The sequence below is a fragment of the Acidisoma sp. C75 genome (assembly GCF_054665095.1).
Genome location: NZ_BAAFHD010000009.1, coordinates 89,286 through 103,100, shown reverse-complemented (window position 1 = coordinate 103,100; position 13,815 = coordinate 89,286). Strand labels below are relative to the sequence as shown.

The window sequence follows — 13,815 nt, the reverse complement described above, 5'->3', positions numbered from 1 at the left end:
CAGCATGGACCGGCCTGTTTTTACGATCGCGATCAACGGGCTTTCCGGCCCAGCCCCCACGGTCGCGCGCTTCGAGGGGCGGGAGAGCCTGACCCAGCCCTATGTTTTCGAGATCGATCTCGTCTCCGAGGATGCGGACCTGCCGCTCGACGATTTGATCGGCCAGCCGGCCAGCCTCAGCCTCAGCCTGGGCGAGACGACGCGGCAGATCCACGGCATCGTGCGGCAGATCGCGGCCGGGGCGGAGGCCGATGGCGGCGCCTATGCCTATCACCTCCGCCTCGTCCCCCGGCTCGCGCTGCTCGAACTCGGGCGGCATAACCGCACCTTCGGCACCAAGGCGCCGATGACCGTGCTCGAGGTGATCGAGGCGGTGCTGCAGGACCCGACCGGCCTTGCCTTCACGCAAGGCGATTATTCCATCCGGGTGATGGATCGGGCGAGCTACCCGAAGCGCGAGCTGTGGGTGCAGTATGGCGAGACCGATCGCGATTTTCTCCATCGCCTGGTGGAGCACTGGGGGCTCTTTTACTATTTCGAGCAGACTGCGGAAAGCGAGCGCGTTGTCTTCTGCGATTCGACGAGCACCCTGCCGATCAACGCGGCGGAGGCGGCACTGCCCTACCAGGGCTCGGCCGGGGCCGTGCCGCTCGGCACGCCGCAGGTGCAACAGCTCAGCCGCACGCTGCAAACCGTCAGCAAATCCATCCGGCTCAAGGATTACAACGCCGAGCATCCCAGTCTCACGCTCGCCACCTCGGCCGAGGTGCATCACGGCACGCTCGGCGAGTATGATGAATACGCCCCGCATTTTCTGAGCAGCGCGGAGGGCGATTTCTTTGCCCGCCTGCGCGCCGAGGAGATTGCCGCGCGGCGAGACCGGTTCGAGTTCACCACCACCTCGCCCTTCGCCGCGGCGGGCGCCATCTTCGAGGTGGACGGGCATTTCCGCAGCGGTTTCAACCAGAGCTACCTGCCGGTGGCGATCCGGCATGAAGGCCAGCAGGGCATCGCCCAGGCTTTCACCGAAGCGCGGAGCGCGCCGACCGGCGCCTATCACAACCGGATCGAAGCCATTCCCGCCAAAGCGCCCTATCGCAGCCCGCGCATCACGCCGAAGCCGAATATGAGCGGCATCATGCCGGCCGTGGTGGAGGTGGATGAAAGCCGCCCGAACACCGACCGCGCGGCGATCGATGCGCAAGGCCGCTACAAGGTCGCGCTCGATTTCGACAGCAGCGACAATCCGGTCTATGAGCGCTCGCCCTATCTGCGGCGCGTACAGCCCTATGCCGGGCCCGATGTCGGCTTTCACTTTCCGTTGCTGAAACAGACCGAGGTGATGATCGGCTGGATGGATGGCGACCCCGATCGCCCGATCATCCTGGGCGCGATACCCAATGCCGAAACGGTAGGGCCGGTCGCCAAGACCAACCATACCGAGAACAAGATGCGCACCGCGAGCGGCATCGCGCTCGTCATGAATGACGGGCCGGGCCAGTCTTCCTCTTCCGGCGGGAGCGAGAGCGAGAGCACGGGCGGCAGCAGCTCCGCGCAGGCGGCGCCCGCACGCGCCTCCAGCCGCGCGGCGCCGGAGGATCGCGGCCACAGCGTCTATTCTTCCCTCATGGTGCCAGCGAGCGGCGGCGGCGCACCGCATTACCTGCGGCTCGGCGATGTGGCGCCGGCGGATGGGCAGGAGGATCAGATCATGGGCACCAGCGTCTTCGCGCCCCGCCACATGGCCCATCGCGGCAAGACGCTCAACAACCGCGATTACGCCGGCATCTTCTCTTATACTGGGCAGAACCGTACGAGCACGATCGGTGCGCATGAGACAGTCTCGGTCGGCGGGGATTTCCGGCAATATGTGACGGGAACGGCGACCTCGGTGGTCGGTGGCCGGAAGGCCGCCGCCAGCCAGGATGCGAGCGGCTCTTCCGGCAGTTCATCCGGTGGGGCCGCCAGCGATAGCACACCCACGGATGTCTCGACCCCGGCGCTTGCCTCCACGGGCGCGGTCGTCGCCATCGCCACCAATACCGATGCCTATGTGTGCTATCTGAACTACGTACCTCTCATCACCTTCTGCGACACCATGCAGGCGAGCTACACCCTCGGCGTTTCCTACACCCTCTGGGGCGGCTTCGCGGCGAGCGTGAGCCTCGGCGGGCAGTTCTCCACCATGCAAGGCGGCACGGCGTCGGTCGGGGCCAACTTCGCCTATGCCATCGGCCGTAATGGCGGGCTGAGCGACGGCACCAATATCCTCGATTCGAGCTTTTCCTTCTACGCGACCGAGGGCAGCATCATCCTCGGCTGCCGGCCGATCAGCGGCACGCCGATCATGGCCGATGCCGCAGAAACCGCGCTGGCGGCGACTGTCGCCAGCTACACCGGCGGGATCATCGGCGAGATGGGGCAAGGCGCGGTCATCGCCCAGGAAAGCCTTGGCACCACACCGAGCAGCGTCCTGGGCGTGGCGGCGCAGGCCGTTTCCGCCACCGCGGCCGGCCTTGCCTATGCCGCCAGCGTGGCAACCGGGAAGGCCTATTTCGATGGCACGGTCAATACCCTGACCCCGCCCGACGTGCTGCAGGAACCGACGCTTTCGATCAGTTCCGCGAACGGCATCACGCTGACCGCCGGCACATCGAGCCTGCGGATAACGGAGCTTGGCATTTTCCTGGCGGCTGGCGCCAACACCCTCAGCCTCAATGCGGGCGGGGTGGAGATCAATGTCGATGCAACCCGGATCATGGTGACACCCGATGATATCGGCCTCGAATCCCCCGAAACGGTCATCGATTCGCCCTATGTCGAGATCACCGGCAAAACGACCGTCGATCAGAGCCTTTACGTTCTACAAAGCATGTTCGTCACCGCCAGCCTCTCCGCGGCCACGATCGCGGCCGGCGCCTAAGGCCCGGGCGGGCTCAATCCGCCCGAGGCGCGATGCCTGACATGTCTCCACCCTTTGCCCGCGACCGGGGAGCGACGGAAAACGCATCATGAGACCATTCATCCCCGAGCCTTTCGCGCTCGCACCGCGGGTCACGAAATTCCGCGCGGCCGATCATCTGCTCAGCCTCATCTGCGTGGTGCGGGCGGCGCTGGTGCCGGGCGGGGTCTGCACGCTTCTGCCCAAGAAGCAGCAGCCGGGCCTCCGCCACTCGGCCCTGCACGCGGATGAGATCGGCGCGAGCCCGGCCTATGGCGGGGATCTCGCCCCCTTCAAGCCGCGCACGGATCTAACGGTCGATGCCGTCGCCCATGTGCCGGGCGGCGGCAGTGCCTCGCTCCTGCATGTCGCCCTCGGCGTCGGGGATTGGCGGAAAACCCTGGACGTGACGGGCGACCGCACCTGGCAGCGCGGCAGCAAGATCGAACTGTCGCAGCCCGCCTCCTTCGCGGAAATGCCGATCCGCCTGGAAAAGGCCTTTGGCGGCCCGGCTTCGCGCTTCAACCCCTGGGGTAAGGGCTACGGCATGCTCAAGGAGGAGCCTGGCAGCCAGTTGCCCGCGGCGAATATCCATCCGACGGGGGAGCATCAGCTGCGCTGGGATGCGCCCGTGCCACCCGCCGGCTTCGGCCCGCTTTCCCCTCATACGCACCCGCGGCTTGGCCTGCGCGGCCGGCATGAGGGAGGCTGGGCGGCGCAGGGCGGGCTGCCGCCCAAGGATTTCGATTGGGGCTTCTATAACGTGGCGCCGCCCGATCAGCAGTTTCACCCCTATCTCAAGGGCAACGAGACGCTCTTTTTCGAAAACCTGCACCCCAGCCTGCCGCGCTTCGCGAGCGAGCTGCCCGGGCTGCGGCCGCGCATGCTGGTGCGCAAGACGGACGATCAGGATGCCGAAGCGGTGTTCGAGGAGCTGCATCCCGTGCTCGACAGCATCCATGTCGATACCCAGGCGATGACGGTGGATCTCGGCTGGCGGGCGGTGATGAGCGTGCCGGATGCCGATGCCTCGGCCATTACCCATTGCCTGTTGAGCGTGGAACGGCTGAGCGAGGCGCCACGGCCGCTCGCCGATCTGGTGGCCGAGTTCAAGGCGCGGCTGGCGCCGCGGCGCTTGGCCATCCCGCCGCTGCCATCGCCGCCGCCGCCCGACCCGGAGGCGGATCGTAAACTCGCCGATAGTCTGCGCGAGACCCTGCAATCCCTGCCCCTGCCGCCCGATCTCGCAGCGGCCATCCAGGCGGAGACGAGCGGCCGCAGGATCAAGGCGCTGTTGGACGATGCCCTGGCGAAACTGGCCGCGCAGCAAAAGGCGGCTTCACAGCCGACGATCGAGGGCTGAGAGGACGAGTGCCGCGCCTCTCCGCCCTGCTTCGCGCTCTGCGCAAAAAAAGACCGGCCCGCAGGCCGGTCCAGTCTTGTGATCAGGAAGAAAGGCAGTCTCGCCGAAAGGGTTAGGCGAGGTAGGAGGGGCGCTGCTGCGGGGAAACGTCGTAGCCACCGCGCGCAAGGTAGATCGGGCGCTGGCTCGGCAGAACCGTATTGTTGCCGGCGAGATAAACGGGCCGCTGGCTCGGCAGAACCGTGTTGTTGCCCGCGAGGTAGACGGGGCGCTGGCTCGGCAGAACCGTGTTGTTGCCGGCGAGATAGGTCGGCCGCTGGCTCGGCAGAACATTGTTGTTACGCGCAAGGTAAGTCGGGCGCTGGCTCGGCAGAACCGTGTTGTTGCCCGCGAGGTAGGTCGGGCGCTGGCTCGGCAGAACCGTGTTATTGCCCGCGAGGTGGCGGAGGTGGTGGCCCGGCATCACCAGCTGGCTGTTCGGGTTCGCAGTCTGGGGCGCGGCGGTCTGGCTGGCGAGGGCGGCGCCCGTCATGCCCAGGGTAACAGCAGCAACAGCGGCCATCAGGATCGACTTCATCATCATCTCCATCATCTATGAGGCCGGCCTCTCGGCTGGCCGTAGCGAGGCATCGAACGCCGTCGCTTCGTTGAATGGGGAGATAGGCCATGCTGCAGTGCATTAGAACGTCAGAGCGGCACATGTGATCTATGCGCTGATCGTTTGAATAGCCCGCAAATTACCGACCTTACAGCAGTATGCGCATAAATCATGCCAGAACCGCGCCGCCTGGCATAGCTCGCGGAACGCCGGTAGTACCAGGAAAACTCAGCGCCAACCCCCGGCGGACACGCACGGCGAGGTGCGCAAAGCATTGCGCCTCAAGGAAATCGCCGGACCAACCGACCGTCTCCACCGGCCGCACCGGCGCGCCGAGCCGCGCCGCGAGCGCTTGCATGATCACCTGATTGTGTCGGCCGCCACCTGTAACGAGCCAGAGGCCTGGCGCCTCCGGCAGGGGGGTGCGGGCCACCGCTTCGGCGGTGAAAGCAGCGAGAGTTGCCGCCCCATCCGCGGCACTCATGCCGGCCATGCTTGAAAGCACGGCGTGGAAGGCCTGCCGGTCGAGAGATTTGGGTGCCGGGCGCGCGAAATAGGGCTGCGCCATCCAGCCGGCGAGGCGCGCCGCATCCACCCGGCCGCTGGCAGCCATCGCCCCGCCCTCATCATAGGGCTTGCCCGTCTGCCGCATCATCCAGTCATCCAGCAGTGCGTTGCCCGGCCCGGTATCGCAGGCGAGCAGCGCGCCGGAGGCCCCCAGGAAGGTGACATTGGCGACACCGCCAATATTGAGCACGGCGAGCGGCTTCGGCAGATCGGCGGCCAGGGCGGCATGGAAGATCGGCGCGAGCGGCGCGCCCTCACCGCCGGCGGCGACATCGGCCGAGCGGAAATCATAGGCGACGGGCATGCCGGTCGCTTGCCGCAGCAGGGCGGCATCGCCGATCTGCCAGGTCCGCCCGCGCGCCGGCGCATGCAGGATCGTCTGGCCATGAAAGCCGATGAGGTCGGCAGGCTCCCCTAAAGCCCGCACCGCCTCGATATGCGCCTCCGTCAACCGCCGCGTCGCCTCCAGAAGCGCCGGATCGTCGGCCGCCAGGCCCGGCGCACGGTCGAGCAGGGCGCGCAGCTCCGCCCGCAACGCCTGCGGATAGGGCCGCGTCAGCGCCGGGCCGAAGCGCCCGATACGCTCGCCATCCGTCTCGATCAGCGCCGCATCCACTCCATCGAGCGAGGTGCCGCTCATCAGCCCGATCACACGCAGCATTCCGCCCGCTCCTCTGCCGTGCTAGCCACGGCACCACTCTCGCATGTTTACTCACGGATAGGCTCGATGGCGAAAAGCGGTTTCCTGGCCGAGGCGAAGGCGCGCGGCTTCGTCTTCCAATGCACCGATGAAGAGGCGCTGGATGCGGCGCTCGCGGCCCATGCGGTCGGCGGCTATATCGGCTTCGACCCGACAGCCAGCAGCCTGCATGTCGGCAGCATGGTGCAGATCATGATGCTGCGACTGTTGCAGAAGCACGGCCACAGGGCGGTGGCGCTCCTCGGCGGCGGCACCTCGAAGATCGGCGATCCCTCCTTCCGCGAGGAAGCCCGCCAGCTCATGACGGATGAGACGATTGCCGCAAACATCGCCGGCATCCGCCGCAATATCGAGCCCTTCCTGCGCTTCGGCGATGGCCCGGCGGATGCGGTGATGGCGAACAATGCCGATTGGCTCGACCGTCTCGGCTATATCGAACTGCTCCGCGAAGTGGGGCCGCATTTCAGCATCAACCGCATGCTCTCCTTCGACAGCGTGAAATCCCGGCTGGAGCGCGAGCAGGGCCTCACCTTCCTCGAATTCAACTATTCCATTTTGCAGAGCTACGATTTCCGTGAGCTCAACCGCCGCTATGGCGTCACCCTGCAGATGGGCGGGTCGGACCAATGGGGCAACATCGTCTCGGGCGTCGATCTCGTCCGCCGCACCGACGGCAAGACCGTCTATGGCCTGACGACGCCGCTGCTCACCACCGCCTCCGGCGCCAAGATGGGCAAGACGGCGAAGGGCGCGGTCTGGCTCTCGGCCGATCGGCTCTCGCCTTTCGACTACTGGCAGTTCTGGCGGAATACCGAGGATGCCGATGTCGGCCGCTTCCTCAAGCTCTTCACCGATCTGCCGCTCGATGAAATCGCGCGCCTCGAAGCGCTCGGCGGCGCCGAGATCAACGAGGCCAAGAAGATCCTGGCGACGGAGGCGACCGCGCTTTGCCATGGCCGGCAGGCGGCGGAAGCCGCGGCCGAGACCGCGCGCCGCGCCTTCGAAGAGGGCGAAGCAGCCGAGACCTTGCCCACCGTCACCTTGCCTGCCGCGAGCCTGGCAGAAGGCATCCCCGCTTTCGCTCTGCTGGTCGCGGCCGGGATGGCGGGATCGAACGGCGAGGCGCGGCGCCTCATCCGCGGCGGCGGCGCGCGGCTGAACGATCTCGCCTTCACCGAGGAAGGCCAGATCGTCACCACCGCCGATCTGCGAGACGGCGCGCTGAAACTCTCGGTCGGCCGCAAGCAGCACAAGCTCGTCCGCATGGAAGGTTGAGAGATGACGCAAGAGGAGATCACCGCCTGGGCGCTCGCCCATGGCTGGCAGATGATGGGCGGCCACCCGAGCCTCACCAAGCCGCCGGCGCATAAGGAGGCGATCGTGCGGCTGGTGCTGAAGGCGACGGTCGCCAACCTCGAAGTGAAGAAGCCCGCCGGCAACAAGTGGGAGAAGATCGGCGGCGCGGGTTATGCCGCGATCACCCCCGATAGCGAGGACGGGCCGCCGCATGGCCTGGGCTTCGAGAGCATCCCGAGCTTCTCGATGCTCATGCAGGCCAATAGGGACGCGCAGATTTTCGCCAAGTTCAAATGACCCCTTCACATAAGCGCAGCGGCGGCCGGCGGAGGATGCGAACAAAATAGGAACATGCTAGGCCTGGGCCCATGTCTTATGTGGAGCTTCGGGTCACCTCCAACTATTCCTTCCTGCGGGGCGCGAGCCATGTGGAGGAACTCGTCGGCACCGCCCGGGCGCTCGGCTACACCGCACTTGGGCTCGCGGACCGCAACAGCGTCGCCGGCCTCGTGCGCGCCTGGAACGCGGCGCGAGAGGCGGGCTTACGCCTCATCCCTGGCTGCCACGTCACCTTCCAGGATGCGCCCGATCTGCTGCTCTATCCGCAGGATCGCGCCGGCTGGTCCGCCCTTTGCCGCCTCATTTCCATCGGCAAGGCACGTGGCTTCAGGGAGACCAAGCGCGCCGGCACCTGCCATCTCCTCTGGGCGGATCTGCCCCCGCTGGCTGAGGGTCTTCTCGCCATCTCCCTCGCCGAGGCCGATGATCGGCAGCTCAGCCACCATCTCGCAGAGCTGCGCACTCTCTTCGGCAACCGCGCCTATCTGGCGCTCACGCCGCGGCGCCTGCCGGGCGATGCCGTGCGGCTGCATCGCCTGGCCGAGGCCGGGCGCGCGGCCGGCCTGCCGCTGATCGCGACGGGTGACGTGCTCTACCACCGGCCGGAGCGGCGGATGCTCCAGGATGTGCTGGCGGCGATCCGCCATCATACGACGGTCGCCGACCTCGGCATGCGGCGGGAAGCCCATGCGGACCGGCACCTGCGGCCGCCCGCGGAGATGGCCCGGCGCCTCGCCGCCTATCCGGAGGCGATCGCCAATACCGCGCGGCTGGCTGCCGCCGCCGGCTTCGATATCGGCGCCATCCGCTACCAGTATCCGAGCGAAACGGAGCCGGGCGAAACCGCGCAGGAGAAGCTCGCCCGGCTGGTCGCCGAGCATCTGCCGATGCGCTACCCCGAGGGGACGACGCCCGAACTTCGCCGCCAGATCACGCATGAACTGGCGCTGATCGGGCAACTCGACTACGCGCCCTATTTCCTCACCGTCCACAGCATCATCCGCTTCGCGCGCAGCCGCGGCATCCTCTGCCAGGGCCGCGGCTCGGCCGCCAATTCCGCCGTCTGCTACGTCCTCGGCATCACCGCGGTCGATCCCGTGCGGTCGGGGCTGCTCTTCGAGCGCTTCATCTCCGCCGAACGGCGCGAGCCTCCGGATATCGACGTCGATTTCGAGCATGACCGGCGCGAGACCGTCATCCAATGGATCTACGCGCATTACGGGCGGGATCGCGCGGCGCTCTGCGCCACCATCATGCGCTACCGCACGCGGGGCGCGGTGCGCGACGTCGGCAAGGCTCTGGGCTTGACCGAGGATATCACCGCAGCCCTCGGCCGCCAGGTCTGGGGCTGGTCGGAGGACGCGCTGACCGAGGAACATCTCGCCGCCCTCAACCTCGATCCTCACGATCGCCGGCTAAGGCTCACTCTCGCACTCGCGGGCGAGCTTACCGGCTTTCCCCGCCAGATGGGCACCCATCCCGGCGGCTTTGTGCTGACGGAGGATCGGCTGGACGATCTCGTGCCGATCGCGCCCGCCGCCATGCAGGATCGACAGATCATCGAATGGGACAAGGAGGATATCGACCTGCTGCGCTTCATGAAGGTCGATGTGTTGGGGCTTGGCATGCTCGGCTGCCTGCACCGCGCCTTCGATCTGCTGGCGAAGCACAAGGGCGAGTTGCGTGACCTCGCCACCATTCCACAGGAAGACCGCGCAACATATGCGATGATCGCGCAAGCCGATACGCTCGGCACCTTCCAGATCGAAAGCCGGGCGCAGATGTCCATGCTGCCGCGGCTGAAGCCCCGCACCTTCTACGATCTCGTCATTCAGGTCGCGATCGTGCGGCCCGGCCCGATCCAGGGGGATATGGTGCATCCCTATCTGCGCAGGCGCGAGGGGCGGGAGCCGGTTTCCTACCCCTCGCCCGAGCTTCGCCGCGTGCTCGGCAAAACGCTCGGCGTGCCGCTCTTTCAGGAGCAGGCGATGCAGGTCGCCATCCAATGCGCGGGCTTCACGCCGGGGGAGGCCGATCAGCTCCGCCGTTCCATGGCGACCTTCAAGATGACAGGCGGCGTCTCGAAGTTTCGTGACCAGCTCATCGAGGGCATGGTGGCGCGCGGCTACCGCCGGGAGTTTGCGGAAAACACCTTCCGGCAGATCGAGGGCTTCGGCTCCTACGGCTTCCCCGAAAGCCATGCGGCGAGCTTCGCGCTCATCGCCTATGCCAGCGCCTGGGTGAAGTGTCATCACCCGGATGCTTTTGCCGCCGCCCTGCTCAATAGCCAGCCGATGGGCTTCTACGCGCCAGCGCAGATCGTGCGGGATGCGCGGGCGCATGGCGTGGAGGTGCGGCCCGTCTCCGTCTGTCACTCGGACTGGGATTGCACGCTGGAACCATGCGCGGCGGGCGGCCATGCGCTCCGCCTCGGATTCCGCATGGTGAAGGGCCTGGGCGCTGAAGATGCGGCCGCCCTGCTCGCCGCGCGGGACGCTGGCCCCTTCGCCTCGCTCGCCGATCTCGCGGAACGCAGCGGGCTTGGCCGCGGCGCGCTCGAAAAGCTTGCTGAGGCCGATGCCTTCCAGCCCTTGGGCCTTGCGCGGCGCGCGGCCCTCTGGGCGATCCGGGGCCTGGCCGATAGCAGCCTGCCGCTCTTCGCTTCCCGCGGGCCGGGCGTGGGCGAACCGGCCGTGAACCTTCGCCCGCTCGCCCCGCCGGCCGAGGTGGTGGAGGATTACCGCGCAACGAGCCTCAGCCTGCGCGCCCATCCGCTGGCCTTCTTGCGGCAGAAGCTCGCGGACGAACGCCTCACACCGTGCAGCGCGCTTCCCACCATCCGGGACGGCACGCGCCTTTCGGTCGCCGGCCTCGTGCTCGTCCGGCAACGGCCCGGCTCGGCCAAGGGCGTGCTCTTCATCACAGTCGAGGATGAGACGAGCTTCGCCAATATCATCGTCTGGCCCGATATCTACGAGGTGCATCGGCCGATCATCCTGGGCGCGCGGCTTCTCGCCGTCACCGGCCGGTTGCAGAAGGAAGGCAGCGTCATCCATCTGGTGGCCGAGCGGCTGCGCGATCTCTCATCGCTGCTCGATGACCTCAGCCGCGCCGAGGCGCCGATGCCCGAAACCCTCGCCCATGCCGATGAAGTCAAGGGCGGCGGCCCGCCCGATCCGCGCGAAGCGAGCGAGCGTATCCCGGGGCTCCGCGTGCCGACGCGGGATTTCCGCTAGGCTCCCACCCGGGGGCAGAGCCGGCGCCGGTGGAGCGGAGGAAGGCCTTGCCCCGCCGCCTTCGTTCGCTCTCGCCGAGCGTTCCAGCAGCGATCGCGATGCCTGACCGCGTGACCCGCCCTCCGCTGCTGTTGCGTGCCTGCCGTATCGCGCTCGTCGCCGCGATGGCGCTGTTCTTCACCGTCATCGCCTTGGGCAATATTACCGATTACGAAACCAACCGGCAGTTCGTCCGCCATGTCATGGCGATGGACACGATCTTCCCGCAATCGAAGCTGCCTGCGCGGGTGATCGCCGATCCCGCCATCCAGACGGCGGTCTATTGCCTTATCATCGCCAGTGAATGCGTGATCGCCGCGCTTCTATGGATCGGCGCCCTTCAGATGCTGCGGACGATCCGGGCGGCCCGCCCGGATCGGGCGATCGCCGCCGCCGGCCTCACGCTCGGGCTGCTGCTCTACCTCGTCGGCTTCGTCACCATCGCCGCCGAATGGTTCGCGATGTGGCAATCCGGCAGCTGGAACGCCCAGCCGACCGCGCTCGCCTTCTCCGTGCTGATCGGCGTGGTGCTGGCGGTGCTGCTGCTGCCCGAGGATGCGGCCTGAGGGCGACAGCCGCGGCGCATCCCGGAATTCTTGACGGAAACGCCATTTTGTTTTGCTAGAAGAATCTAATCGGCAAGTCAAAAAAATTGAAAAACGCGGAATTGCCTGAAATTCAAAATGATGCGCGACCTTCTTCCTTCCTGAAGGATGCGATGGATTTTGTTTTCTATCAGATCTCCTTACATCGCCTGCGATTGCGTCGTAAGCAGAAGGACGCCTTCCCACCATCACTAAAGACGGGGTGCTTTGTTTAGGAATTTCTTACATGTCGGTTTTTCAGCCGCAATTTAACTCAGAATTTACGAATGCCCTCGCCGCACGGCGCGTCAAACCCTATTTTCAGCCGATCGTCTGCCTCGCCGATGGGCGGATCATCGGCTTCGAAAGCCTGGCCCGCTGGCTGACGCAAGACAACCGCATCATCGGCCCCGCAAGCTTCATCCGCCGGGCCGAGCGTGGCGCCTTGCTCGATACCTTCCTGAAGGATTTCATGGATCAGGCCTTCCGCGCGGCGGTCGCCTGGCCCAGCGACCTCTTCCTCACGCTCAATGTTTCGCCCCGCCAGTTGCTCAACCTGGATCTGCCGCTCTGGATCGAGGATGCCGCCGCCGCCGCCGCCTTTGACACGCATCGCCTCAAGATCGAGATGACCGAGACGGCGATCGTCGAAGATCTCGAACGGGTGCGTAGCACGATGCACAGGCTGATCGGCCTCGGCTGCACCGTCTCGATGGACGATTTCGGTACCGGCTATTCCTGCATGACCTGGCTGCGCAGCCTGCCCTTCGAGACGATCAAGATCGATAAGAGCTTCGTGCAATCGATGCTGCGGGAAAAGGAAAGCCGCAAGATCGTCTTGGCCCTGGTCGGTCTCGGACGCAGCCTCGATCTCACGGTCGTCGCCGAAGGTGTCGAGACCGAGGAACAAGCCGATCTGCTGCGCCTGATCGGCTGCCCCGTCGCGCAAGGATATCTCTTCGGCAAGCCGCTTCCGGCCGAAAGGGTGCCGGAGATGCTTGCCCGGCAGTTGCCCATCCGCACGCCCATTCGGCCGGAGCGCATGTCCCTCGAACAGCGGGCCTATCAGCTCTCAGCGCTTTATCGCACACCCGAGATTTCGGTCTGCTTCGTGGATAAACACGATGTCATCGTGGATGCGAGTGAAACCTTCGCCGCGCACCTCGGCTGCGAACTCCAGGATATCCTCGGGCGCCCTTTTTACGACGTGTTCCCCGAGGAGCGCGGCCGCCTCCCCTGGCTTCGCAGCTTTCGGGAGCGCGGCCTGCCCTATCCTCCCTACGAGTTCAACTGGCCGAATGGGCAGGTCGATACCGTCACGCTCATCGGCGTACGGGATGAGATCGGCGAGGTTCTCGGCTTCTTCATCCTGGCGATGGATATCAAGCTCAAATCATGATGCGCCCGTCAGCCGGGCCGCCGGCTGAGCGGGCCGGAGGCAAGCCAACCCCAGCGGCCGAGCCGCGGCGTCAGCCAGCGGTCGATCCCGAAGGTCAGGCCCGGCTGAGCAAGAAAGAGCGCGACAAAGACGAAGGCATAGATGATCGCGGTGCCGATATCGGTGGCACCCGCCTTGTACGGTCCGCCAAATCCTTCCGGCACGGACCATATGACAAGGGTGAGAAGCACGCCGCCGAGGCAGGCAAGATTGCCGAGCAGCCCCAGGATGAGCGCGAGCGCGAGCGCCGTCTCGCTCATCGCGACGATGATGCCGAAGACATGCGGATTGATCTGGATGATCTTCACCCAGAAGTCGATCCAGGCCTTGACGGCCGGGGGCTGCCCATCGAGCGCGCCGGTGAGGTAGCTCACGAAGCCCGATTGGAAGGCCGGGCGCCATTTGAACTGCGCGTCGATCGCCCAGACGATGCCGAAGACCAGGCGGAGGAGTACGAAGCCCTGGCGGCGCCAATCCTCCTGCGCATAGGCCGGCCGTCCGGCCGTGGGGGTGAGGTCGAGGCCGCCCGGTTCGCTCGCCGTGGTCGGCACCGCCAATCCTACCGTCTGCCGCATAGCATCCTCCGTCAGATTGTTGTGTTATCGAAACAAGATTGCCGCAAACCCGGCCGCGCCGATGCCGGCCCGGGAGCGGTCGCGCCCAGGCACCGCATCCCCCGCGCGCTTCAATAGGAAGAAGCATGCGCCGCCCGCC

General features: G+C 66.3%; 10 protein-coding genes. 7 read left to right on the top strand and 3 right to left on the bottom strand.

Features of this window, described 5'->3' with window-relative positions:
• Positions 1-4 precede the first annotated feature (4 nt).
• Both ACYQ7X_RS13200 and ACYQ7X_RS13195 read left to right on the top strand, forming a co-directional pair.
• Positions 5-2,923: a type VI secretion system Vgr family protein gene (locus ACYQ7X_RS13200; RefSeq protein WP_459697503.1), complete on the top strand. Its 2,919-nt coding sequence runs from the start codon at positions 5-7 to the stop codon at positions 2,921-2,923.
• An 88-nt stretch (positions 2,924-3,011) separates the two neighbouring features.
• Positions 3,012-4,304, top strand: a complete 1,293-nt coding sequence (locus ACYQ7X_RS13195; RefSeq protein ID WP_459697502.1) for a DUF2169 family type VI secretion system accessory protein — start codon at positions 3,012-3,014, stop codon at positions 4,302-4,304.
• 112 nt (positions 4,305-4,416) lie between these two features.
• On the opposite strand, the gene ACYQ7X_RS13190 is transcribed toward ACYQ7X_RS13195, so the two are convergent.
• Positions 4,417-4,884 (bottom strand): hypothetical protein, encoded by a 468-nt coding sequence (locus ACYQ7X_RS13190; RefSeq protein ID WP_459697501.1) that lies wholly within the window; start codon positions 4,882-4,884, stop codon positions 4,417-4,419.
• Positions 4,885-5,071: 187 nt separating this feature from the next.
• Positions 5,072-6,130, bottom strand: coding sequence for an anhydro-N-acetylmuramic acid kinase (locus tag ACYQ7X_RS13185; RefSeq protein WP_459697500.1), 1,059 nt, complete (start codon positions 6,128-6,130; stop codon positions 5,072-5,074).
• A 66-nt stretch (positions 6,131-6,196) separates the two neighbouring features.
• On the opposite strand from ACYQ7X_RS13185, the gene tyrS reads away from it, so the two are divergent.
• The 5 genes from tyrS (at position 6,197) to ACYQ7X_RS13160 (ending at position 13,062) form a co-directional block, all read left to right on the top strand.
• On the top strand, positions 6,197-7,444 hold the full coding sequence (tyrS, locus tag ACYQ7X_RS13180) for a tyrosine--tRNA ligase (protein WP_459697499.1): 1,248 nt from the start codon (positions 6,197-6,199) through the stop codon (positions 7,442-7,444).
• A 3-nt stretch (positions 7,445-7,447) separates the two neighbouring features.
• Positions 7,448-7,762 carry a hypothetical protein gene (locus ACYQ7X_RS13175; RefSeq protein ID WP_459697498.1) on the top strand — a complete coding sequence of 105 codons (315 nt, stop codon included), beginning with the start codon at positions 7,448-7,450 and terminating at the stop codon, positions 7,760-7,762.
• 71 nt (positions 7,763-7,833) lie between these two features.
• Positions 7,834-11,040: an error-prone DNA polymerase gene (locus ACYQ7X_RS13170; protein WP_459697497.1), complete on the top strand. Its 3,207-nt coding sequence runs from the start codon at positions 7,834-7,836 to the stop codon at positions 11,038-11,040.
• 98 nt (positions 11,041-11,138) lie between these two features.
• On the top strand, positions 11,139-11,645 hold the full coding sequence (locus ACYQ7X_RS13165; protein WP_459697496.1) for a DUF2165 family protein: 507 nt from the start codon (positions 11,139-11,141) through the stop codon (positions 11,643-11,645).
• A 265-nt stretch (positions 11,646-11,910) separates the two neighbouring features.
• Positions 11,911-13,062, top strand: a complete 1,152-nt coding sequence (locus ACYQ7X_RS13160; RefSeq protein WP_459697495.1) for an EAL domain-containing protein — start codon at positions 11,911-11,913, stop codon at positions 13,060-13,062.
• Between the two features lie 8 nt (positions 13,063-13,070).
• Here the strand turns inward: ACYQ7X_RS13160 and ACYQ7X_RS13155 are convergent, their stop codons facing one another.
• Positions 13,071-13,676, bottom strand: coding sequence for a hypothetical protein (locus tag ACYQ7X_RS13155; protein WP_459697494.1), 606 nt, complete (start codon positions 13,674-13,676; stop codon positions 13,071-13,073).
• Positions 13,677-13,815: the final 139 nt, after the last annotated feature.